This is a genomic window from Ensifer sp. LC11, from assembly GCF_001695835.1.
In the GTDB taxonomy this organism is placed as follows: Bacteria; Pseudomonadota; Alphaproteobacteria; order Rhizobiales; family Rhizobiaceae; genus Ensifer.
The window spans coordinates 15,110-37,896 of the sequence record NZ_MBSO01000045.1 but is presented as its reverse complement, the minus strand read 5'-3'; the positions used below and the strand labels follow the sequence as shown (position 1 = coordinate 37,896).

General features: G+C 61.9%; 22 protein-coding genes. 4 read left to right on the top strand and 18 right to left on the bottom strand.

The window, feature by feature from the left end:
• Window positions 1-14 precede the first annotated feature (14 nt).
• Genes BBX50_RS24190 through cysG form a run of 3 tightly spaced genes read right to left on the bottom strand, consistent with a single transcriptional unit; the run spans window position 15 to window position 3,485 of the window.
• Window positions 15-1,685, bottom strand: a complete 1,671-nt coding sequence (locus BBX50_RS24190) for a nitrite/sulfite reductase (RefSeq protein ID WP_065777855.1) — start codon at window positions 1,683-1,685, stop codon at window positions 15-17.
• A 14-nt stretch (window positions 1,686-1,699) separates the two neighbouring features.
• Window positions 1,700-2,014: a DUF2849 domain-containing protein gene (locus tag BBX50_RS24185; RefSeq protein ID WP_065777854.1), complete on the bottom strand. Its 315-nt coding sequence runs from the start codon at window positions 2,012-2,014 to the stop codon at window positions 1,700-1,702.
• 10 nt (window positions 2,015-2,024) lie between these two features.
• On the bottom strand, window positions 2,025-3,485 hold the full coding sequence (gene cysG, locus BBX50_RS24180; RefSeq protein ID WP_065777853.1) for a siroheme synthase CysG: 1,461 nt from the start codon (window positions 3,483-3,485) through the stop codon (window positions 2,025-2,027).
• Window positions 3,486-3,716: 231 nt separating this feature from the next.
• Between cysG and BBX50_RS24175 the strand changes: the two genes are divergently transcribed.
• A complete protein-coding gene (locus BBX50_RS24175) occupies window positions 3,717-4,304 on the top strand; it encodes a nucleoside deaminase (protein WP_065777852.1) in 588 nt (195 codons plus the stop codon).
• Window positions 4,305-4,309: 5 nt separating this feature from the next.
• A complete protein-coding gene (gene mazG, locus BBX50_RS24170) occupies window positions 4,310-5,143 on the top strand; it encodes a nucleoside triphosphate pyrophosphohydrolase (RefSeq protein ID WP_065777851.1) in 834 nt (277 codons plus the stop codon).
• A 78-nt stretch (window positions 5,144-5,221) separates the two neighbouring features.
• Here mazG and hflX read toward each other — a convergent pair whose 3' ends face one another.
• The 9 genes from hflX to dusB all read right to left on the bottom strand — a co-directional run bounded on the left by hflX (window position 5,222) and on the right by dusB (window position 16,766).
• The gene (gene hflX / locus BBX50_RS24165) at window positions 5,222-6,547 is read right to left on the bottom strand and encodes a GTPase HflX (protein ID WP_065777850.1); all 1,326 of its coding nucleotides are present in this window, start codon (window positions 6,545-6,547) and stop codon (window positions 5,222-5,224) included.
• A gap of 78 nt (window positions 6,548-6,625) precedes the next feature.
• On the bottom strand, window positions 6,626-6,868 hold the full coding sequence (gene hfq, locus BBX50_RS24160) for an RNA chaperone Hfq (protein WP_003535434.1): 243 nt from the start codon (window positions 6,866-6,868) through the stop codon (window positions 6,626-6,628).
• A 110-nt stretch (window positions 6,869-6,978) separates the two neighbouring features.
• Window positions 6,979-7,842 carry a D-amino-acid transaminase gene (locus BBX50_RS24155; RefSeq protein WP_065777849.1) on the bottom strand — a complete coding sequence of 288 codons (864 nt, stop codon included), beginning with the start codon at window positions 7,840-7,842 and terminating at the stop codon, window positions 6,979-6,981.
• Between the two features lie 10 nt (window positions 7,843-7,852).
• The gene (gene trkA, locus BBX50_RS24150; protein WP_065777848.1) at window positions 7,853-9,229 is read right to left on the bottom strand and encodes a Trk system potassium transporter TrkA; all 1,377 of its coding nucleotides are present in this window, start codon (window positions 9,227-9,229) and stop codon (window positions 7,853-7,855) included.
• Between the two features lie 47 nt (window positions 9,230-9,276).
• On the bottom strand, window positions 9,277-10,641 hold the full coding sequence (ntrX, locus tag BBX50_RS24145; protein WP_065777847.1) for a two-component system response regulator NtrX: 1,365 nt from the start codon (window positions 10,639-10,641) through the stop codon (window positions 9,277-9,279).
• Window positions 10,631-12,901: a PAS domain-containing sensor histidine kinase gene (locus tag BBX50_RS24140; protein ID WP_065777846.1), complete on the bottom strand. Its 2,271-nt coding sequence runs from the start codon at window positions 12,899-12,901 to the stop codon at window positions 10,631-10,633. Before BBX50_RS24140 ends, ntrX begins: the two co-directional genes overlap by 11 nt.
• A 222-nt stretch (window positions 12,902-13,123) precedes the next feature.
• Complete coding sequence (ntrC, locus tag BBX50_RS24135; protein ID WP_065777845.1) at window positions 13,124-14,578, bottom strand: nitrogen regulation protein NR(I); 1,455 nt, start codon at window positions 14,576-14,578, stop codon at window positions 13,124-13,126.
• The gene (locus BBX50_RS24130; RefSeq protein ID WP_065777844.1) at window positions 14,575-15,726 is read right to left on the bottom strand and encodes a nitrogen regulation protein NR(II); all 1,152 of its coding nucleotides are present in this window, start codon (window positions 15,724-15,726) and stop codon (window positions 14,575-14,577) included. Before BBX50_RS24130 ends, ntrC begins: the two co-directional genes overlap by 4 nt.
• Window positions 15,723-16,766 carry a tRNA dihydrouridine synthase DusB gene (gene dusB / locus BBX50_RS24125; protein ID WP_065777843.1) on the bottom strand — a complete coding sequence of 348 codons (1,044 nt, stop codon included), beginning with the start codon at window positions 16,764-16,766 and terminating at the stop codon, window positions 15,723-15,725. Before dusB ends, BBX50_RS24130 begins: the two co-directional genes overlap by 4 nt.
• A 251-nt stretch (window positions 16,767-17,017) precedes the next feature.
• On the opposite strand from dusB, the gene BBX50_RS24120 reads away from it, so the two are divergent.
• Together BBX50_RS24120 and BBX50_RS24115 are read left to right on the top strand one after the other, a co-directional pair.
• Window positions 17,018-18,223: a bifunctional 2-C-methyl-D-erythritol 4-phosphate cytidylyltransferase/2-C-methyl-D-erythritol 2,4-cyclodiphosphate synthase gene (locus BBX50_RS24120; protein ID WP_320410513.1), complete on the top strand. Its 1,206-nt coding sequence runs from the start codon at window positions 17,018-17,020 to the stop codon at window positions 18,221-18,223.
• Window positions 18,223-18,717, top strand: coding sequence for a CinA family protein (locus BBX50_RS24115; RefSeq protein WP_065777841.1), 495 nt, complete (start codon window positions 18,223-18,225; stop codon window positions 18,715-18,717). Before BBX50_RS24120 ends, BBX50_RS24115 begins: the two co-directional genes overlap by 1 nt.
• On the opposite strand, the gene BBX50_RS24110 is transcribed toward BBX50_RS24115, so the two are convergent.
• The 6 genes from BBX50_RS24110 to lpdA form a co-directional block, all read right to left on the bottom strand.
• On the bottom strand, window positions 18,708-19,157 hold the full coding sequence (locus BBX50_RS24110; RefSeq protein ID WP_065777840.1) for a type II toxin-antitoxin system RatA family toxin: 450 nt from the start codon (window positions 19,155-19,157) through the stop codon (window positions 18,708-18,710). The genes BBX50_RS24115 and BBX50_RS24110 overlap by 10 nt on opposite strands.
• A 9-nt stretch (window positions 19,158-19,166) precedes the next feature.
• Entirely contained in the window at window positions 19,167-19,427 is a 261-nt protein-coding gene (locus BBX50_RS31040) for a hypothetical protein (RefSeq protein ID WP_348272275.1), read from the bottom strand.
• A gap of 5 nt (window positions 19,428-19,432) precedes the next feature.
• Window positions 19,433-19,759, bottom strand: a complete 327-nt coding sequence (locus tag BBX50_RS31035; RefSeq protein WP_348271503.1) for a hypothetical protein — start codon at window positions 19,757-19,759, stop codon at window positions 19,433-19,435.
• Between the two features lie 147 nt (window positions 19,760-19,906).
• Entirely contained in the window at window positions 19,907-20,878 is a 972-nt protein-coding gene (lipA, locus tag BBX50_RS24100) for a lipoyl synthase (protein WP_065777839.1), read from the bottom strand.
• 131 nt (window positions 20,879-21,009) lie between these two features.
• Entirely contained in the window at window positions 21,010-21,261 is a 252-nt protein-coding gene (locus BBX50_RS24095; protein ID WP_058320579.1) for a GlsB/YeaQ/YmgE family stress response membrane protein, read from the bottom strand.
• A 74-nt stretch (window positions 21,262-21,335) separates the two neighbouring features.
• Window positions 21,336-22,781 carry a dihydrolipoyl dehydrogenase gene (lpdA, locus tag BBX50_RS24090; RefSeq protein ID WP_065777838.1) on the bottom strand — a complete coding sequence of 482 codons (1,446 nt, stop codon included), beginning with the start codon at window positions 22,779-22,781 and terminating at the stop codon, window positions 21,336-21,338.
• Between the last annotated feature and the right edge of the window lie 6 nt (window positions 22,782-22,787).

Below are 22,787 nucleotides of genomic sequence, written 5' to 3'. Positions count from 1 at the left end.
CTGTTCCTTGCGCCTCAGGCAGCTTCCTGCGCGCTGCCGTAGAGCGCATCCTTGAAGGGTTGCGGGCCGACGCGGCGATAGGCTTCGAGGAAAGTCTCTTGCCTGTCGCGGCGCAGTCCCAGATAGGTGTCGACGATTGTCTCGACCGCGTCAGTGACCTTCTCCGGCTCGAAGCCGCGGCCGATGATTTCGCCAATCGACGTGTTCTCATCTCCGGAGCCGCCGAGCGTGATCTGATAGAGTTCTGCACCCTTCTTCTCGACGCCGAGCAGGCCGATATGGCCGACATGGTGGTGGCCGCAGGCATTGATGCAGCCAGAGATCTTGATCTTCAGCTCGCCGATCTCGGCCTGGCGTTCGGGCGCGCCGAAACGGGTCGAGATCTCCTGCGCCACCGGAATGGAGCGCGCATTGGCAAGCGCGCAGTAGTCGAGCCCCGGACAGGCAATGATATCGGTGATCAGGCCGGCATTGGCGGTGGCAAGACCGGCGACAACGAGCGCACGATAGACCGGCTCGACGTCGGCCAGCGCCACATGCGGCAGGATCAGGTTCTGCTCGTGGCTGACGCGGATTTCGTCGAAGGCGTATTCCTCGGCGATATCGGCGACAGCGTCCATCTGCGCGTCGCTGGCATCGCCCGGAATGCCGCCGATCGGCTTCAGCGAGATCGTCACCATGCCGTAGTCCGGGTGCTTGTGAGGCTGTACGTTCTGCTGCACCCAGCGGGCAAAGTCGCTGTCGGTCTTCTTCCACCGTGCCAGGCTCTCCCAGCCTTCAGCCCGGTTTTCGAGAGCGGGCGGTGCGAAATAGGTGGAAATCGCCTGGATATCGGCTTCCGGCAGCTTCAGCTCAGTGTCCTTCAGCGCCGCAAACTCAACCTCGACCTGGCGCGACAGTTCTTCAGCGCCGGTCTCGTGCACGAGGATCTTGATGCGCGCCTTGTACTTGTTGTCGCGGCGGCCATGCAGGTTGTAAACGCGCATGATCGCGGTGGTGTAGGACAGGAGATCCTCCTCCGGCAGGAAGTCGCGGATCTTCTTGGCGATCATCGGCGTGCGGCCCTGGCCACCGCCGACATAGACGGCAAAGCCAATGCGGCCGTTCTCGTCCTTCTTCAGGTGCAGGCCGATGTCGTGCACCTGGATCGCGGCACGGTCACGCTCAGCACCGGTCACGGCAATCTTGAACTTGCGCGGCAGGAACGAAAATTCCGGATGCACGCTCGACCATTGTCTCAAAATCTCGGCGTAAGGCCTTGGATCGGCGACCTCATCGGCGGCGGCCCCTGCGAAATGATCAGCCGTGACGTTGCGAATGCAATTGCCCGACGTCTGCAGCGCGTGCATCTCGACACCAGCCAGTTCCTGCAGAATATCCGGCGTGTCCGACAGGCGCGGCCAATTGTACTGGATGTTCTGACGCGTCGTGAAATGGCCGTAGCCGCGGTCATACTTGCGCGCGATATGGGCAAGCATGCGCATCTGGCGGCTCGACAACGTGCCATAGGGAATGGCAACGCGCAGCATATAGGCATGAAGCTGCAGATAGACGCCATTCATCAGGCGCAGCGGCTTGAACGCGTCTTCGGCGAGTTCACCGCTCAGGCGGCGCTCGACCTGGTCGCGAAACTGTTCGACGCGGGAGGAAACGAAGGCGTGGTCGAATTCATCGTAACGGTACATCGGGTATCGGTTCCTCAGGCAGCGTGTTTCGGGCCGGAAAGGCCATTGTAGCCGGCAGCATAGGGGATCGACGGGCCTTCCGCGCGGATACGCTCGCGCATGCGCAACGGCCGAAGCGTGCCGTTGACCTCCTCGACGTCGACGACGTTGACGTCGACGACCTTGTTGTCCTCAAAAGCCTGTTTGCCCGTGGCTTCGAGCGCCGTCACGGCCTCGGCATGGCGGGCGATGAAGGCGTCCTGAAGCTGCTCGACCCAGTTGCCCGCGGCATCCAGCCAGACGGAAATGCCGTCCGAAAGTCGATTTGCCGTCAAAACCTTGCTCACCATGACCTCTTCCTCAGTTCAAAATCTGTTCGTCACGCCCGAAGGCGACTTCAATGGTTCTGTCGGCCCGGCGCTTGTGGCCGACAACGAGCGGCTCGGAGCGCTCGAAATTGGCGCCGGCAACGGCATCACCGATGATGACCATTACCGGGCCGGAAAGCTCGGTGCGGTTTTCCAGGTCCGGCAGATCCTTCAAGGTGCCGTGCAACAGGCGACGATCCGCGCGGCTGGCATTTTCGATGACGGCAACCGTCGTTTCCGCCGGCAGCCCCGCCTGCATCAAGCGGCCGGCGACGGAGGCCGCAACCGTGCGGCCCATGTAGACGGCGATCGTTGCGCCCGACACCGCAAGCCGCGCCCAATCGGGCAAAACCTCACCGGTCAGATCGTGCCCGGTGGTGAACACCAGCGACGACGCGACGCCACGGAGCGTCAGCGGCAGTTCGAAGTCAGCGGCAGCGGCAAAGGCCGAGGTGATACCCGGGACGATCTCATAGCTCATTCCCGCCTCGCGCAAGGCCGCCATCTCTTCGCCGGCGCGGCCATAGACGAGCGGGTCTCCCGACTTCAGGCGAACAACGCGCTTGCCTTCGGCGGCGAGCGTCACCAGCAATTGATTGATCTCGTCTTGAGACTTCGAGTGGCAGCCCTTGCGCTTGCCGACCGAGAGACGCTCGGCATCGCGGCGGCCCATATCGACGATCGCCTGCGGCACCAGCGCGTCATAGACGATCGCATCGGCTTCCATCATTACGCGCTGAGCGCGAAGCGTCAGCAGATCTTCAGCACCGGGACCGGCACCGACGAGCCAGACGTGGCCGGCTGCCTTTTCGGGCGCGTCCAGCAGGCGCGAGACCTCGCGGCGCGCTGCCGCCAGATCACCGCCGGCGACCTTATCGGCGACCGGGCCCTGAAAGAACCGGCGCCAGAACAGACGGCGCGCCACGCCACGCGGCACCAGGCGATCAACGGCCTCGCGATAGCTCGCGGCAAGCGAGGCGACGACGCCAAGCGAAGGGGAAAGAAGCTGGTCGATCTGGGCGCGGATCATCTGGGCGAGTACCGGCCCTGCGCCTTCCGTGCCGATGGCAACGGCAACCGGCGCGCGGTTGACCAGCGCGGGTGTGAAGAAGTCGCAATAATCGGGTTGATCGACAGCATTGGCTGGGATCTTGCGCTCGCGCGCGGCGATCACGATGCGCTGATCCTCTTCGGCGTTGCCGGTGGCCGCGAACACGAGCACGGCACCTTCGAGCTGCGTAGCAGCAAACGCGGCCCGAACGTTTTCGATAGAACGATCAGCGAGATACCTGGCGAAATCTGCTTCCGGCGCCTCGGCGAAGACGATGATCGACGCTTCCGTGTTCAGCAGCAGCCGCACCTTCGCAAAGGCCTCGTCGCCATTGCCGAACACCGCCACGCGCTTCTGCGCGACGCGAAAGAATGCGGGGAAAACGGCGAGTTGCTGCGTCATGGTCTGGCAAACGGTTCCTTCTACAGGCTGCGGCGAATATCCCTTATGGGGCACAACAATTGAAGGAACAGAAATTTCAATGCCTTTCCGGTCCCGTATTGTTTTGCTCGGCGGTGCATCATTTTGAGCAAATATCTCCGGGCCCGCTAAAACGCCGACCTTTGCGCAGCCATTGCGCCCGAAGGGCAACCTCCGTTAAATGCCGACACCGACCTGCCGGAGACAGATGACATGACCCAAGCGGAACTCGCCGAACGGCTGCTGACCGTGATCGAAAACGATATCCTGCCGCTCACCGAAAAGGGCGTTGCCGCCGGCAACAAGGTGTTCGGCGCCGCGATCCTGCGCAAGTCCGATCTGTCGCTGGTTCTTGCCGAAACCAACAACGAGACGGAAAATCCGCTCTGGCACGGCGAGGTCCACACGCTGAAGCGATTCTACGAAATGGCCGAGAAGCCTGATACGCGCGAACTCATATTCCTGTCGACGCACGAGCCCTGCTCCATGTGTCTTTCGGCTATCACCTGGGCCGGGTTCGATAATTTCTATTATTTCTTCAGCCATGAGGATTCGCGCGACAGCTTCGCCATCCCGCATGACCTGAAGATCCTCAAGGAAGTCTTCCGGCTGGAGCCGGGCGGTTACGCGCAGGACAACGCCTTCTGGCACTCGGCCGCCATCGCCACTCTGACCAAGGGCGCCGATCCCGAAACCCGTGACCGGCTCACCGCCCAGGATGCCCGCATTCGCGCACGCTACCAGAGCCTTTCCGACAGCTACCAGTCCGGCAAGGACGAGAACGCCATTCCGCTGAACTGACACCCATGGAACCTTCAAGCGACATTCAACGCCTGCTCGACATCATGACGGCTCTCCGCCAGCCGGAAACCGGCTGCCCATGGGACGTCGTCCAGACCTTCGAGACGATCAAGCCCTATACGATCGAAGAGGCCTATGAGGTCGCCGACGCCATCGAGCGCGGCGACATGCACGACCTGTGCGACGAGCTCGGCGATCTCTTGCTGCAAGTCGTCTTCCACGCCCGCATGGCGGAGGAAGCCGGTGCGTTCACCTTCGGTGACGTCGTCGAGGCGGTAACGCGCAAGATGATCCGCCGCCATCCGCATGTCTTTGCGCGCTCAGATGCCGATACGCCCGAGGCGGTCAAGCTGCAATGGGACGCGATCAAGCAAGCCGAGAAAGCGGAGCGACAGGCCAGGCGAGCGCACCGCGGTCTTGCAACGGATGCCGCAGCAAACCACCTCGGCTCGGTGCAGCGATCGTTTCCGGCGTTGGTCGAAGCGCTGAAGCTTCAGGAACGCGCTGCGAAGGTGGGCTTTGACTGGTCCGAACCCGAACCGATCCTCGACAAGATCGAAGAAGAGATCGGTGAATTGCGCCAGGCGCTGCGCGAGAAAGATCGCGCCAAGGTCAGCGACGAACTGGGTGACTTGATTTTTGCGGTGGTCAATATCGGTCGTCATGTCGGGACCGATCCGGAGATGGCGCTGCGCGGCACCAACACCAAGTTCCGCCGCCGCTTCGCCCATATCGAGCGCGAGCTCGAGGCCGGCGGCGAGACACTGGATGGCGCAACGCTGGAGCGGATGGAAGAGCTTTGGCAGGCCGCCAAGGCAATCGAACGGCAGCTGGGATGAGGCAAGCAGAGGCGCTGCAACAGCGCCCATCGCATTGCCGAGATCGATAGGCGGCCTCGCTGAGACAAGCTCTGAGGCCTACCAGTCTTCCTCGATCGGCTTTGGTCCGTTTCCGAGACGACGCTCCAGATCGGAGGCTTCGTTTTCGGTCAGCCTGAGATCAAGGCTCACACGCCCGTCCTCCAGATCCTCGCGACCATCAACGATGGCGTGCTGGTAGACCCAGGGCAGAAGCTGCAGTTGGTCGATGCCGAGCACCACGGTGCATTCGGTCAGAACGCCCGAAAGGCGTCGGCCAATCTCCGCAAGCAGTTCGTCAACGCCGTCACCGGTGATCGCGGAAACGGCGACCGTGTTGTCGGATGTTGCCGCCTTGCCGCGCAGTGCTTCGCGTGATTCGCCATCGAGCCGGTCGATCTTGTTCCAGACCTCGATGAGCCGCTCCGAGGCTTCCTTCTCGTCGATCCCGAGATCGGCCAGAATCCGAAGGACGTCGCTTGCCTGTGCCTGGTTGTCCGGATCGGAGAGATCGCGCACATGCAGGATGAGGTCCGCTTCCAGCACCTCTTCAAGCGTCGCGCGGAACGCGGCGACGAGATGCGTCGGCAGGTCGGAAATGAACCCGACGGTGTCGGACAGGATGACCATCCGGCCATGCGGCAGCTTCAGGCGCCGAAGCGTCGGATCGAGCGTCGCAAACAGCATGTCCTCGGCCAGAACCCCTGCCCCGGTCATGCGGTTGAACAGCGTCGACTTTCCGGCATTGGTGTAGCCGACGAGCGCGACGATCGGATGCGGCACCTTCTTGCGCTTGGAGCGATGCAATTGCCGCGTGCGGCGCACCTGCTCCAGCTCGCGCTCGAGCTTGACAATGCGGTCCTGCAGCAGGCGGCGGTCCGCTTCAATCTGGGTTTCGCCCGGACCACCCATGAAGCCACCGCCACCGCGCTGACGCTCAAGGTGGGTCCAGCTTCGGACCAGACGGCCCTTCTGGTAATTGAGATGGGCAAGATCGACCTGCAGCGTGCCTTCCTTGGTGGAGGCGCGGCGACCGAAAATCTCCAGAATGAGGCCGGTTCGGTCGATGACCTTGGCGTTCCATTCCTTTTCGAGGTTGCGTTGCTGCACCGGCGTCAAGGGATGGTCGACGATGACCAGGCCGGCATCGAGCTCAACGAGAATGTGGCCGATTTCCTCGATCTTGCCGCTGCCGAGCAGTGTGCCTGGCTTCGGCTGCGACACCGAAACGATCGCGCCGTGCACGACTTCCAGGTCGATTGCCATCGCCAGGCCGGTCGCCTCTTCGAGGCGGCTTTCATCCGAGCGTGTCGTCGTGGTCGAGAGGATCTCGGCAGACTGCCTTCCGGTCTTCTTCAAGACCGGAACGATGACGACCGCGCGCATGTCGTCGCGGAGCTTCTCGAGCTCCGGAATGATCGACGACGACTTTGAATCTCGCTTGGTAATGTGCCTAACGTCCCGTCAGGATGCAGCTTCTTCGTTCTCGAACATCTGCAGCGGCTGGCCGGGCATGATGGTCGAGATTGCGTGCTTGTAGACCAGTTGCGAATGGCCATCGCGACGCAACAGGACGCAGAAATTATCAAAAGACGTCACGACGCCGGTGAGTTTGACACCGTTGATAAGAAAAATTGTCAATGAAATCTTTTGCTTGCGGACCGTGTTGAGAAAGAGATCCTGCAAGTTTTGAGAACGTTCCGCCATCGCGCCGCTTCTTTCTTATTTGCCGACGTTTCGCGCCGGTGCATTTTTGTCAAATTTCGCAATCAGAGGCGCCATAAGTGCCTTCCCCGACACCTCCTGAGAGTTTGGTATCAAATCAATGTCTTTTCCGCAACGCCGAAAAAGGCTTCGCGAATATTCTGTGCTATGCTTCCGGGATGGCCGTTGGCGATAGGCTTACCATCCACCGAAACGACCGGAAAGCAGATGCTCGTCGCGGCGGTAATGAAGACCTCGCGGGCTGCGAGCATTTCCTCAATCGAGAACGCTCTCTCCTCGATCTTGAGCCCAAGCGGTTCGGCAACGTCGATCAGAGTCGTGCGGGTAATACCTCTTAGAATTCCGTGCTCGGCCGGGCGTGTGCGCAAGGTTCCGTCGCAATCAACGATCCAGACATTGGTCGCGGCGCCCTCCTTCACCGTACCATCTGCATCGACGAAAATCGCCTCCTGTGCGCCCTCCTCCTTCGCCTTCTGGCGGGCGAGCACGTTTGGAAGAAGGCCGACGGATTTGATGTCGACCCGATCCCAGCGGTTCTCCGGCACGGTAATCGCCGCAATTCCATGCGTCGCCTTCCTGGCGATGGCTGCCGTATCGGTGCGTTTCGCGGTCACGACGATCGTCGGCATCGTCCCCTCTGCCGGGAAAACATGGTCCCGGCGCGCGACGCCGCGTGTCACCTGCAGATAGAAAAGGCCGTTTCGGACCCGGTTTCGCCGGAGCACCTCGCGAATCACGTGCACGAGTGCTGCGCGGTTCATCGGCCACCCGATGCGCAGTTCCCCAAGCGAGCGATCGAGACGATCGAGATGGCGATTGAGATCGACAATGTAGCCATGGCGCACCTCGCAGACTTCGTAGACGCCGTCAGCGAACTGGTAGCCGCGATCCTCGACGTGGATGCCGGCGCTCGCGTGCGGCACGTAGGCACCATTGACATAGGCAATTCTGGGCATCGTCTCGGCCTTAGAAATACTGGATGCTGACGCGGAAAAGTTGCTCGACATGCCGCACCGCATCGGCAGCGGCAAACAGCACGACGCGATCCTTCGCCTTGATCTTCGTGCCGCCGTCGGGGCGAATGAACATCTTGTCCCGGTAGAGTGCGCCGATGCGGATGCCATCGGGGAGCTCGAGGTCCCGCAAGGCCTTGCCGACGAGCGGTGAGGTCTCAAGCGCTTCTGCCTCGATGACTTCGGCCATGCCCTTCTGCACGGCGTACACAGAGCGGATACGGCCCTTGCGGACGTGCTGAAGCACCCGCGAAATGGTCACGGCGCGCGGGTTCACATAGGCATCGACCCCGGCGGTGCCGGCAAAATCCTGATAGGACGGCTCGTTGATCAGGACGAGTGTCGATTTCGCGCCCAGCCGCTTGGCCATCATGCTGCCGAGGATGTTGATCTGGTCGTTGTTGGTGAGCGCCACAACGAGATCGGCATCCTGGACATCGGCCTGCGTCAGGATACGCTGGTCCATCGCGGAACCGTTGAGAACGACCGTGCTGCTCAGCTTGTCCGCCATCATCACCGCCCGGTCGCGATCGCTCTCGATCAACTTCACCCGCGTTCTCGGCTGATGCTCCTCGATCGCCTTGGCGACGAAATAGCCGACATTGCCGCCACCGAAGATGATGATGCGCCGTGCTTCCTGCTCCTCATGACCGAAGAGCGCCAGCGTCCGGCGGGCATGATCCCGATCGCAGACAACATAGGCGATGTCGCCGGCCTGCAACTGATCGTCGGAATGGGGCACGATCACCCTGCCATTGCGGAAAATGCCGGTGACGGTCGCAAGCAGATCGGGGAACAGTTCGCTCAGTTGCTGCAGTGGCGTGCCGACCACCGGGCAATCTTCCAGGCATTCGAACGCGACCATCGCAATGCGGTCGTCGGCAAAGCGCACGACGTCGATCGCACCGGGAAAGGAAATGCGCCGCAGCACCAGCCGACCGACCTCGACTTCGGGCGAGATGGTGACGTCGATCGGCACGTTCTCGCGCGAGAACAGGTTCGAGTATTCGGGCGCGAGATAGCTCTGCGCCCGGATGCGCGCGACCTTTGTCGGCACGTTGAAGATCGCATGCGCCACTTCGCAGGCAACGATGTTGACCTCGTCGGACAGCGTGACGGCAATCAGCATGTCGGCCTGATCGGCACCGGCCTTCGCCAGCACATCCGGATGCGCGCCGTGCCCGACGTAGCCGCGCACGTCGAGACTCTCGGTGATGTTGGCGATCAATGCCGCCGAGGTATCGATCACCGAAACGTCGTTGTCTTCCTGTGCCAGCCGCTCGGCGATGCCGTATCCGACCTGGCCCGCGCCACAAATGACTACCTTCATGTCGTACTTTCACCTGTGAGCGCTGCCGCGACGGCCGGGAAAATGGCTCAGACGCCCAGCGACTTCAGCTTGCGATGCAGAGCCGACCGCTCCATGCCGACAAATTCCGCCGTGCGCGAAATGTTGCCGCCGAACCGGTTGATCTGCGCGATCAGATAATCACGCTCGAACATTTCGCGAGCCTCGCGCAATGGCAACGTCATGATGTGCTGATCACCCTGCGCGGAGATCTTTGGCAGGGTATCGCCCACCTCCGTCGGCAGCATGTCGGCGGAAATCGGCGTGTCGGGACCGTCGCTGCGGGCAAGGATCATCAATCGCTCGATGTTGTTGCGAAGCTGGCGGATGTTGCCGGGCCAATCATGCGCCTGAAGCACGGCCAGCGCATCGTCGCCGATCTTGCGCGGGCGGATGCCAGCCTGCTCGCTGACCTGGCGCATGAACATGTCGACGAGAAACGGAATATCCTCGCGCCGTTCAGCAAGCGCCGGTACACGAACCGGGATCACGGCCAGCCGGTGGAACAGGTCTTCGCGGAACAGCCCCTCGGAAATCATATTCTCGAGGTTGTAGGCGGTCGATGAGATGATGCGGACATCGACCTTGACGCGCTTGGTGCCGCCGACACGCTCAAACTGCTGGTCGACGAGGACGCGCAGAATCTTGTTCTGGGTCTCACGCGGCATTTCGCCGATTTCATCAAGGTAGAGAATACCGCCATGGGCCTCTTCCAAAGCACCGGTGCGGCGTGGCTGCCCCGGCGTTCCCTCGGTGCCAAACAGCGCGATCTCCATGCGGTCCGGCGTGATCGCCGCAGCGTTGAGCGCCACGAAGGGGCCGGTCGAGCGGGTCGACTTGCGGTGAATCATCCGCGCGACCAGTTCCTTGCCGGACCCTGACGGACCCTGAATCATGATGCGGCTGTTGGTCGGTGCAACCTTCTCGATCGTCTGACGAAGCTGCGACACGGCCACCGAAGTGCCAATCAATTCAACGGGGTCGCCGGACTTCTTCTTGAGTTCGGAGACCTCGCGCTTGAGCTTCGAGTTTTCCAGCGCCCGCTCGGCGATCAGGATCAGACGGTCCGCCTTGAATGGCTTCTCGATGAAGTCATAGGCGCCGCGCTTGATGGCGTTGACGGCGGTCTCGATGTTGCCGTGACCGGAAATCATGACGACGGGAAGATCGGGATGTCGCCCTTTGATCTCGTCGAGCAGCGCCAGGCCATCGAGACGACTTCCCTGCATCCAGATGTCGAGGAACACCAGACGCGGCACACGATCGCTGATCGCCGCCAGCGCGCTGTCGCTGTCGAAGGCGGTGCGGGTCTCGTGTCCCTCATCGGACAGGATACCCGACACGATCTCGCGGATATCTTCCTCATCGTCCACAACCAGAATATCAGCGGCCATCGCTCGCACCCTTATCCTTCAAACTGTCTTCGCCTGCGGTCTCTCCGGCAGGCGGCAGGATCACGCGGATCATCGCTCCGACACCGCCGTCGTAATCGGCTGGCGCGTCGTGCAATTCCAATTGTCCGCCATGGTCCTCGATGATCTTCTTTACGATGGCGAGACCGAGGCCCGTGCCCTTCTCGCGCATCGTCATGTATGGCTCCAGAATACGGTGCCGGTTTTCCGTCGGCAGGCCCTTGCCGTTGTCGATGATGTCGACGACGAAACGGCCGGTCGTCACATCGGTTCGTGCGCGCGCAACCACCATCGGCTGACTGCGAACCGCATCGGCCGGCACTGCCTCGATCGATTCGACGGCGTTCTTGACGATGTTGCCGAAGGCCTGGCCAAGCATGCGCCCGTCAAACAGGCCCTCCAGCGGCTCATCGCCGAGGTCCCGCACGAAATTGATATGGTTGTTGCCCATCTCGCGCAGGAACACCGCATCCTTCAGGATAGCGCGGAGATCTGCCTTCTCCTTCGTCGGCTTCGGCATGCGCGCGAAGGCCGAGAACTCATCGACCATGCGGCCGATATCTTCCACCTGGCGAACAATGGTGTCCGTACATTGGTCAAAGACGGCCTTGTCGTCCTGGTTGATCTGCTTGCCGTAACGCCGCTTCAGGCGCTCTGCAGAAAGCTGGATCGGCGTCAGCGGATTCTTGATCTCATGCGCGATGCGGCGCGCCACATCCGCCCAGGCGGTGGAGCGCTGGGCGATGACGAGGTCGGTGATGTCATCAATGGTGATGACATAGGATTCGTTCGCCTCGCCGCCCTCTTCTCGCGTCACCTGAACGTTCAGCGTCCGTTCGGTTCCGCCGCGCATGACGTTGATCTGCTTGCGGTAGTCGTTGCGATGACGGCTTTCGGCCTCGAGCAGGACCTCTTCGATCTCGGGCGCGACCTTCCTCAAGTCGGCACCGAGAAGGTCGGGCGCCGCCTTCTTCATGAACTCTTCGGAAGACGGGTTCGCGATGGTGATCTGTCGGTCACGACCGACGCCGATGACCGCCGCGGTCACGCCTGAAAGCACCGCTTCGATGAAGCGGCGGCGATGGTCGACTTCGTCCTTGGCCTCCAGGATCTGTTCCTGCTGGCTGCGGATCTCCGAGACCATCTTGTTGAACGTGCGCGACAGGTTGCCGACGTCGCCGTCGACAGCGCGAACCGGCACGACAACATCGAGATTGCCCGAGGCGACGCTGTCGGCAGCGCCGATCAACTGGCGAATAGGCCTTACGATGCGGTCGGCAACGGCAATGGCTGTCCAGATCGCAGCCAGGAGAACGATGAGGGCAAAGCCGATATAGAGGACACCGAAGGCGATCTGGGTGAAGGTTCGCCCTGCCTCAAGCATCTTGTACTCGGCAGTGTTCTCTTCCATCAGCCGGAGCGAGCGCATCACCTCCGGATCGACATTGCGCACCGTGTAAAGGAAGGTGCCGGGAATGTCGTCCAGCGGTATGACGGCTCCGACGAGGTTGGTAATCCCCGGTGGGATCAGGGTCGGCTGACCAGATATCGAACTCTTCAATGCATCCGGCGGGATCGCCGGCAACGGCCGATCGGTCGAGATGTTGGCCTGCACGATGGCGCTGCCATCGGCGCGCACGAGGAAGGCGCCAAGCATGCCGCGCCCACGCGCCTGGCGGGTCATCAGTTCCGCAAAGCCTGTACGGTCAAGGCTGTAAAGCTGGCGGTTGCGCTCCAGGTCGTTCGCCATCGACACGGTCTGACCCTGCAGATAGCTGGCATTCTCGAGCACATAGGCCTGCGCGACGTTGATCGACGAGCGAACGATCGCCTGCGTCCGCAACGAAAACCAGCGGTCAAGGCCGACATCGAGGGTGATACTGGCAAAAATCGCCACGAGAACCGCAGGCGTGATCGCCACGATCGAAAACAGCGCAACGATGCGCACGTGCAGCCGTGCGGCCGCGCGGCCCTTGTGGCGCGCGCGCAGGAGCCGCAGAATTTCACGGGCGATCAGATAGATGAGGCCGACAACGAAGAGGCTGTTGATAGCCGCGCAGGCGATGACGATGTTTCTCTCGAGCCGGATCGGCGTCAACCCGAGAAGCACGAGCAGCGAGACGGTTGCGCAGATCAAGGCGCCGGTCGCCAGCATGAGGCCCGGCAGGGCAAAGGACGCGCGCCGGTCCTGCGCCGCTAGTCCCTCATCTGTGCCCAGCGGCAAGGCCATTGCATCCACCATGAAAAGCGTTCCCCCCACCGGCGCCAGCCGGCGACGGCATCACTTGCTTGCATTCTCTGGTCAAAGGTTGACCTCACCACCCAAATGGGCTGCCGCGTTGCGGACCCAATCAATCGATTGGGTCAAATCGATTGAACGAGCGGGCAACGACGCGCGATTCGGCAGTCGTAACACGTTCAAGCAACGCATTGTGGCGAAAATGCAACGGTGGCGGTGGCCAAGTCAAGCGCTGCGTGAGCTGCGATAGACCGAAACGCCGAGTTCGCGGATCTTCTTGCGCAGCGTGTTGCGGTTGAGCCCGAGCAAATCCGCCGCCTTGATCTGGTTACCACGGGTTGCAGTGAGCGCTGCGAGGATGAGTGGATACTCCATTTCGGCAAGCACCCGATCGTAGAGGCCGGCGGGCGGCAAGGCATCGCCAAAGCTTGCGAAATACTGGCGCATGTTCTCTTCGACGGCCTGGGAAATCGTGAGCGAACCGGGGCGAGCGGCCGCCTTTTCGATTGGGCTGTCCGGTATTTCGGAGCGCAGTTCGTTTTCGATGATTTCGCGGGTGATGACGTCCTGTGGATAAAGTGCCGTGAGACGCCGTACCAGGTTTTCGAGCTCGCGCACGTTGCCGGGCCAGGGATGCGCCTTCATCAGTTCCAGCGCCTCGTGGTCGAAGCGCTTGACGTCAAGCCCCTCCTTTTCCGCCTGCTGGACGAAGTGGCGAACCAGATCCGGAATATCCTCGGCCCTATCGCGCAGCGGCGGCAGGCGCAGTGGCACAACGTTCAGGCGATAATAGAGATCTTCGCGGAACAGGCCCTGATTGATCGACTGCTTCAGATCCTTGTTGGTCGCCGCCACGATGCGCACGTCCGAGCGGATCGGCGTGCGGCCGCCAACAGTCGTGTACTCCCCCTGCTGCAACACCCGCAGCAGGCGGGTCTGCGCATCCATCGGCATATCGCCGATTTCGTCGAGGAAGAGTGTGCCACCCTCGGCCTGCTCGAAACGCCCGGTCGAGCGCATCTGCGCCCCGGTAAAGGCACCCTTCTCGTGGCCGAAGAGCTCCGATTCGATCAGATCGCGCGGGATCGCAGCCATGTTGATCGCAACGAAAGGACCATTGCGGCGCTTGCCGTAGTCGTGCAGCGCCCGGGCAACCAGCTCCTTGCCGGTACCGGATTCACCGGTGATCATCAAGGTCAGGTCCGTCTGCATCAGACGCGCGAGCACCCGGTAGATTTCCTGCATCGCCGCCGAGCGGCCGACCAGCGGCATGCCGTCCTGGGTATCGTCGTCCAGCTTCGCCGGGCGACGTTTGGGCTCGGCAAGCGCCCTGCCGATGATGCCGATCAGTTCGGTCAGGTCGAAGGGTTTCGGCAGGTAGTCGTAGGCGCCTTTCTCGGATGCCTTGATCGCCGTCATGAAGGTGTTCTGCGCGCTCATGACCAGCACCGGCAGGTCCGGGCGGGCCTTCTTGATGCGCGGCAGAAGATCGAAGGCGTTCTCGTCCGGCATCACCACATCGGTTACGACGAGATCGCCGTCACCGGCCGCAATCCAGCGCCACAGCGTCGCGGCATTCGAGGTAATGCGGACATCGTATCCGGCGCGGCTCAGCGCTTGATTGAGCACGGTGCGAATGGCTGCGTCGTCATCCGCGACGAGGATCGTGGCACCCGTCATGCAAGGTTTCCTTTTGTCATCGGCATGTCATCTTCGTCCGCCGCCCGCCCCTTGGAAGCCGGCATCAGGACGCGGAAAGTGGTTCGATTCTGCTGGCTGTCGCACTCGACGATGCCGCCATGGCCGCCGATGATCTTGGCGACCAGGGCAAGACCCAGGCCGGAACCGTTGGTCTTGGTGGTAATGAAGGGATCGAAAAGCAGCGGCAGAAGGTCGGACGGCACACCGGGGCCGTTGTCGTGCACGCAGAATTCCAGTGGCAGCGAGATTTTCTCGCGCGTTCCGGCGACCGACAGGCGAATGCCCGGCCGATAGGCCGTCGTCAGAATGATTTCGCCGTCGCTACGTTCGCCGATCGCTTCGGCCGCGTTCTTGATCAGGTTCAAGAACACCTGAACCAGTTGGTCACGGTTGGCATAAACAGGCGGCAAGGACGGGTCATAGTTTTCCGAAAACTTGATATGTCGGGCAAAACCGGCCTTGGCGATCGCCTTGACGTGATCAAGCACCGAATGGATGTTGAGCGGCACGCGGTCCACGGGGCGCTCGTCGGAAAACACCTCCATGCGATCGACCAGCGAGACGATCCGATCGGTCTCGTCGCAGATCAGCCGCGTCAGCGCCCGGTCTTCGTCATTGGCGGACGCTTCCAGCAATTGCGCTGCCCCGCGGATGCCCGAAAGCGGGTTCTTGATTTCGTGCGCCAGCATCGAGGCAAGCCCGGTCACCGAACGAGCGGCGCCGCGATGGGTGAGCTGCCTGTCGATCTTGTCGGCCATCGAGCGCTCCTGGAAGACGACGACGACGGAGCCTTGCTCGGAAAGTACGGGCGCGACATAGAGATCGACCAGCTTGTCGGCCCCAAGACGCGGCGAACTGAGGTCGACACGATACTCGTTGACCGGCGCCTTGCGTTCACGGACCTGATCGATCAGCGTCAGGAGCGGGCTGCCAAAGGGGATGAAAGCACTGATGTTATGACGCGCCAGATGCGTGGCGCTGGCGCCGAAGAAGGATTCCGCCTCCCAATTGGCAAAGGCCACGAGGCCATTCACATCGACCAGGATCACCGGGTTTTGAATGGCGTTCAGAACCGCCATCGACAAACCGTTGGCGGGCGCATCCGGGAGGCTCGATTTCTCGGTCATGCGGCGATTCCTTCCGCGGTCGCCTCGTTTTCCGTCTCGGCCGGACCTGCTTCGAGCATTGCGGCACGCGCTCTTTCACTGACAAAACGCGGATCGGCCGACGTCAGAATCGCTGCCTTGTCTGCGCCGGGAAGATTGGCGGCAAAACGGTCCAGGTACCAGGCGACATGCTTGCGGGCATGCCGCAAGCCAACCTCGACGCCATAGAATTCGAGCATCATCTCATAGTGCTCCGCGAAGATATCGGCGATCTCCGCCTGCTGTGGATGTTCGACGGCGCCAGCCAGAAACCCGATGTGCCAGGGGCGGCCCTGCGACGAGCGCCCGGCCATGACGGCGTCGGCGCCGGAACGACGGAGGATCTCCTGCGCGTCCGCAATCGTCTCGACGTCGCCATTGGCGACCAGTGGGACGGTGATGACCTCGCGAACGCGGCGAATGGCATCCCAATCGGCTTTGCCGTTGTAGAACTGCATGCGCGTGCGGCCATGCACGGTGATCGCCTTGACGCCGGCCTCTTCGGCACGCCTGGCGATTTGCGGCGCGTTGATCGAGTTTTCGTCCCAGCCGAGCCGCATCTTCAGCGTCACTGGCACATCGACCGCATTCACCGTTGCCTCGACGAGTGACAACGCATGATCGGGATCGCGCATCAGGGCAGAGCCGGAGTAACCGCCCGTCACCTTTTTGGCCGGGCATCCCATGTTGATGTCGATGATATTGGCGCCATTGTCGGCAGCAATCTTCGCCGCCTCCGCCATCCAGTGCGCCTCGCGGCCGGCAAGTTGGACGATATGCGGCTTGATGCCGGAATTCTTCAGCCGCGCCCAGGATTCAGACGCGTTGCCGACCAGCTCCCGGCTGGCAACCATCTCGGTCACAACGAAGCCCGCGCCAAAGCGCCAGGCAAGCCGCCGGAATGGGAGATCGGTGACACCGGACATCGGCGCGAGCGCGACCCTATTGCGGATGTCGACATTTCCGATTCGGAGCGGAGACGAGAGAGCCGGAATTGGCAATTGCATATCTTTCAGGCACATGTTGTTCCTGCATTATTTTTAGACATTGTTCTCAAGCTTGCCAAGCGATTTCGGCGCCCTGCACAAATTTCCCGGCTTACAGCATCGCGCGTCTGTCGAGACGCGGTACGGTCGCTGTAAGATTTTAGACCTGCTGCATAATTTTGCCCCTAGATCGATTCCGATCTAAGGAATTATGCAGTGCTGGCAAAGCACGACCCTTCGCGGTACATCACGGCGAAGATCGGCGAATGCGGGACCTCATACAGAAGATGCAGCCTCAAGAACAGCTTAAGTGCGGCGTGGTGATCGTTGCAGCGGGACGCGGCGAGCGTGCCGGCCAGTCCGCCGAGGGCCCGAAGCAATATCGAACCATCGGCGACCGCCCCGTTATCGCCCATACGCTTGACACTTTCGCGACATGGCCGAACGCCGGCCCGATCGTCGTCGTCATTCATCCGGACGACGAGGCCCTGTTCGACGCCGCACGCAAACGTTCAGCCGCCGGCGATGTAATCGTCGTGCATGGCGGCGCGACGCGGCAGATTTCTGTACTCGCAGGCCTCGAAGCCTTGGCCAATACCGGCGTAGGCCATGTGATGATCCACGACGCGGTGCGTCCCTTTGCCGACCATGCGCTGCTCTCGCGCTGCGCAGCCGCGCTCGGCGGCGACGTCAAGGCGGTATTGCCGGCGGTCGCGGTTGCCGACACACTGAAGCGTGCAGACATGGACGGCGCGGTCCTGGAGACGGTAGCGCGCGAGGGCCTCTACGGCGCACAGACACCCCAGACCTTTGATCTTCAGGCCATTCTTGCCGCGCACCGGGACGCGGCCAGGAGCGGCCGCACCGATTTCACCGACGACGCCTCGATCGCTGAATGGGCCGGCCACAAGGTGGTGCTGGTCGAAGGCACGGTCGACAACGTCAAGCTGACGCTCAGAAGGGATATCGCCATGGCCGATGAGAAATTGAAGCGGACCGCCCTGCCCGACGTGCGTACCGGCAACGGCTACGACGTGCACCAGCTCGTCGAGGGCGACGGCGTCACGCTCTGCGGCGTCTTTATTCCGCACACGAAGAAGCTCTCCGGACATTCTGACGCCGACGTGGCGCTGCATGCGCTGACTGACGCACTGCTTGCCACCTGCGGCGCCGGCGACATCGGCGACCATTTCCCGCCGTCAGACCCGCAGTGGAAGGGCGCACCGTCACGGATCTTCCTTGAGCATGCAGCGCGGATCGTGCGCGAGCGCGGCGGTATCATCACCAATGCGGACGTCTCGTTGATCGCCGAGGCGCCGAAGGTCGGCCCGCACCGCCAGACGATGCGCGAGAACCTTGCGGACATACTGGAAATCTCGCTCGACCGCTGCTCGGTCAAGGCCACCACCAACGAGCGCCTCGGCTTCGTCGGCCGCGATGAGGGCATTGCCGCGATCGCCACGGCGACCGTCGTCTACGGGAACCTTTCGTGATGTGGCCCGCCGAGATCGAAGTTAGAGCCGGCCAGATCATCGCACGGTTCACCGCGAAGGGCTTCAAGGTAACAACGGCGGAATCCTGCACCGGCGGACTGATTGCAGCTGCACTCACAGAGATTTCCGGCTCATCCGCCGTCGTCGATCGCGGCTTCGTCACCTATTCCAACGAGGCGAAGGTCGCGATGCTCGGCGTTGAGACGGCGACGCTCGTCGCCCATGGCGCCGTCTCGCGGCAGACTGCGATCGAGATGGCCCACGGCGCGGTCCAACAGTCGGCGGCGGACTTCGCGGTTGCGGTCACGGGCATAGCCGGGCCGAGCGGTGGATCGATGGAAAAACCCGTCGGTCTCGTGCATCTCGCAGCGGCAGGGCGAAACGGCACGATGCTGCATCGGGAGATGCACTATGGCGATGTCGGTCGCGGCAACATACGTCTCGCTACGGTCAGCACCGCACTCGACATGCTCGTGGAAATCGCTCAAGCCTGATAGATGTTGTCGGCGCGCTTTTCGAAGGCGTCGGAGAACATGCGGAAGGCCCGGTCGAACATCGAGCCCATCAGCGCACCGAGGATCCGGCTCTTGAATTCGTAGTCGATGTAGAAGTGCACGATCGACTGCCCCTCGCCCGAGGGCTCAAAGCGCCAGCGGTTGTCGAGATACTTGAACGGTCCGTCGATGTATTTGACGTCGATCATGCGCTCGGCCTTGTTCAACAGTACCTGCGTGGTGAAGGTCTCTCGGATCGCCTTGTAGCCGACGGTCATGTCGGCAAGCAGCAGAACCTTGCCGTCACGCTCCTTGCGCGAGCGCACTGTCAGCGCTTCGCAGAGCGGCAAGAATTCAGGATAATGCTCGACATCGGCAACGAGATCGAACATCTGCTCGGCGGTATGCTTGACGACGTGATTGGTTTCGAAATGCGGCATGATGGAGAGCTAGTCGTCCCACGGTATCTTCGCAAGTAGTGATGCCGTTTCCTTGTACGATTTCAACACCAGCACTGGCAGCTCCGCATACGAGGCCAACTGGGCCTCGATCTCGACCGCATCCCTGCGTTCGAAGTTCCAGATGTAGCGAAGGAAATCGAGATCGATCCTCTCCGGGCACTCGTCCGCCATGTCCGGGCGGGTCTTTTTCCAGTAGGCAAACCATCGAAAGACGACGCCGCGCAGCGACACCCAGCGAGGTGGCCGCATCCAGATCACCATATGCGCCCGCGGCAGCCTGAGGGCAGCGTCTTCGGGCCCGTGCCGTCCATGATCCATTTCTCGCCGGCCGCCGCCTTCGAGATCAAAGCGAGCATTTCGTGCCGCGGCCGCAGCCGCCATCCCGGCAGCCAGAAGAACTCGCGGTCCATGGCGAGATGCGGCAGGCCAAGCCGCTCGGACAGATTTCGAGAAAGCGTGCTCTTGCCGCTGCCGGAACAACCGATCACCAGCACGCGTTCAGCCGCGCCGAGATGCGACGCCGCCTCGTCCCAATTGTTGATGTATCGCGGCATCAGCGCCCCCGTCATCATGTTGGACATGCGGTAGGCGATCACATCAACGCACACAAGCGCTGCGCGCGTGTCGGGATGTCGTTGTTCGCTGATGCGATACGCATCGCCTGTCGGCCAAACAAAAACTCCGGCGCAAGCGCCGGAGTCGATCGTTTTCAAACGTCGCTTGCCGCTTTAGCCGGCCGCAACCTGCAGCTTCTTTTCGCGCGCCGCCTTGAGACGCGCGAAGTCGTCGCCGGCGTGGTGCGAGGAGCGCGTCAGCGGGCTCGAGGAGACCATCAGGAAGCCCTTGGTGTAGGCGACCGTCTCGTAGGACTTGAACTCCTCCGGGGTCACGTACTTCTCGACCTTGTGGTGCTTGCGGGTCGGCTGCAGGTACTGGCCAATCGTCAGGAAGTCGACGTCGGCCGTGCGCAGGTCGTCCATCAACTGCAGCACTTCGTTGCGCTCTTCGCCGAGGCCAACCATGATGCCGGACTTGGTGAACATCGTCGGGTCGAGCTCCTTCACGCGCTGCAACAGGCGGACGGAGTGGAAGTAGCGCGCACCGGGGCGAACCGTCAGATAGTTGCCGGGCACCGTCTCCATGTTGTGGTTGAAGACGTCGGGCTTGGCGGCGACGACGCGCTCCAGAGCGCCCGGTTTCTTGAGGAAGTCCGGCGTGAGGATCTCGATGGTCGTGGCCGGCGACGCCTCGCGGATCGCCCAAATGACTTTCTCGAAGTGCTCGGCGCCACCGTCTTCCAGATCGTCACGATCGACGGAGGTGATGACCACGTGGCTGAGACCCATCTGCTTGACGGCCTTGGCAACGTTGGCCGGCTCATCGAGATCCAGCGCATTCGGCTTGCCGGTCGCAACATTGCAGAAGGCGCAGGCGCGGGTACAGATCTCGCCCATGATCATGAAGGTGGCGTGCTTCTTGTCCCAGCATTCGCCGATATTCGGGCAGCCGGCTTCCTCGCAGACCGTGACGAGCTTATGCGAACGCACCAGCTCGCGCGTCTCCTGATACCCCTTGGACATCGGCGCCTTGACACGGATCCACTCCGGCTTGCGCATCACTTCCGTATCGGGCTTGTGCGCCTTTTCCGGGTGGCGGACGCGTTGCGCCCGGTCAGAGACGGCATCGAACACCGTTACCATACTGTCTTCCTCGTCGCGGCGGGCCCGGCATCAGGCCGGCTGACCCATTTTCGCTCTATATAGACGGCCCGACTGGAAATGTCAGGCCGTCTTAAGCAGATGCCCGACGGAAGCGCAGATGGCCCGGCAGGCTATCGTTTGACGGCGCGGCCAACGGCAATCAGCAGGCAGGCGCCGATGAAGCCGATGACCAGGTAGGCGACCCAACCGGCAAAGGCCATGCCGAAGGCCGCCAGGATGAAATTCAGCACCACCGCGCCGATGATGCCGAGCAGTATGTTCATGAACAACCCCATCTCGCTGTTCATGAACCTCTCCGCGAGCCACCCGGCCAAACCGCCGATGATGATCGCAGCCAGAATACCGACGCCGTTCACGCTCATTGTGATCTCCGTGCATTGAAAACGAGGCCGTTCTCAATGCCGAAGCCGCGTGAAAAGTTCCGCGACGACGCCACTTACGCGTTGAGCGCGCGGCCGTAAGCGTCGAGCACGCTTTCCTTCATCGTCTCCGAGATCGTCGGATGCGGGAAGATGGTGTGCATCAGGTCTTCCTCTGTCGTCTCGAGGTTCATCGCGACGACAAAGCCCTGGATAAGCTCGGTAACTTCGGCGCCGACCATGTGGGCGCCGAGCAGTTCTCCGGTCTTCTTGTCAAAGATCGTCTTGACCAGGCCCTGGTCTTCGCCAAGCGCGATCGCCTTGCCGTTGGCAACGAAGGGGAAACGGCCGACGCGGATGTCGCGGCCGAGCTCCTTGGCCCTGGCTTCGGTGAGACCAACGGAAGCGACCTGCGGGTGGCAGTACGTGCAGCCCGGGATCTTCAGCTTGTCCATCGGATGCACGTTCGGCAGGCCGGCGATCTTCTCGACGCAGATGACGGCCTCGTGCTCGGCCTTGTGGGCAAGCATCGGCGGACCAGCGACGTCACCGATCGCATAGACGCCGGGCACGTTGGTCTTGCCGTAACCGTCGATGACGATGCAGCCGCGATCGGTCTTCACGCCGAGTGTTTCGAGACCGAGGTTCTCGATATTGCCCTGGACGCCGACGGCCGAGATCATGCGGTCGGCGGTGATCTTCTCAACCTTGCCGTCTTTCATCTCGACATGGGCGGTAATCGAGTTGGCAGCCTTGTCGACCTTCGTCACCTTGGCCTGGAGATGGATCTTCATGCCCTGCTTTTCGAACTGCTTCTTGGCGATAGCAGAGATTTCGGCGTCCTCGACCGGCATGACTGTCGGCATGACTTCGACAACGGTCACGTCGACACCCATGGTGCGGTAGAACGACGCGAACTCGATGCCGATGGCGCCGGAGCCCATGACCAGCAGCGACTTCGGCATTTCCTCAGGCTTCATCGCCTCGAAATAGGTCCAGATCAGCTTGCCATCGGGCTCGATGCCCGGCAGCGCGCGCGGACGGGCGCCGGTCGCGATGATGATGTGCTTGGCGGTGTAGGTGCCCTCGCCCTTGGTATTCTTCGGCAACGGCGCCTGCGGCTGGACGACCGGCTTCGTCGACTTGCCGACGACGATCTCGCCCGGCTTCGTCAGCTTGGCTTCGCCCCAGATCACATCGACCTTGTTCTTCTTCATCAGGAAGCCGACGCCGCCGTTCATGCGCTCGGCAATGCCGCGCGAGCGGGCAACGATCGCCTTCAGGTCCGGCGTCACCATGCCGTCGATCTTGATGCCGTAGGCGCCCGGGTGCTGGGCGTAGTGGAGAACTTCGGCAGAGCGCAGCAACGCCTTGGTCGGGATGCAGCCCCAGTTGGAGCAGATGCCGGCCAGATGCTCGCGTTCGACGACCGCGGTCTTGAGACCCAACTGTGCCGCACGAATGGCGGCGATGTAGCCGCCCGGACCCGAACCGATGACGATGACGTCGTAATTCTCAGCCATGTGTTT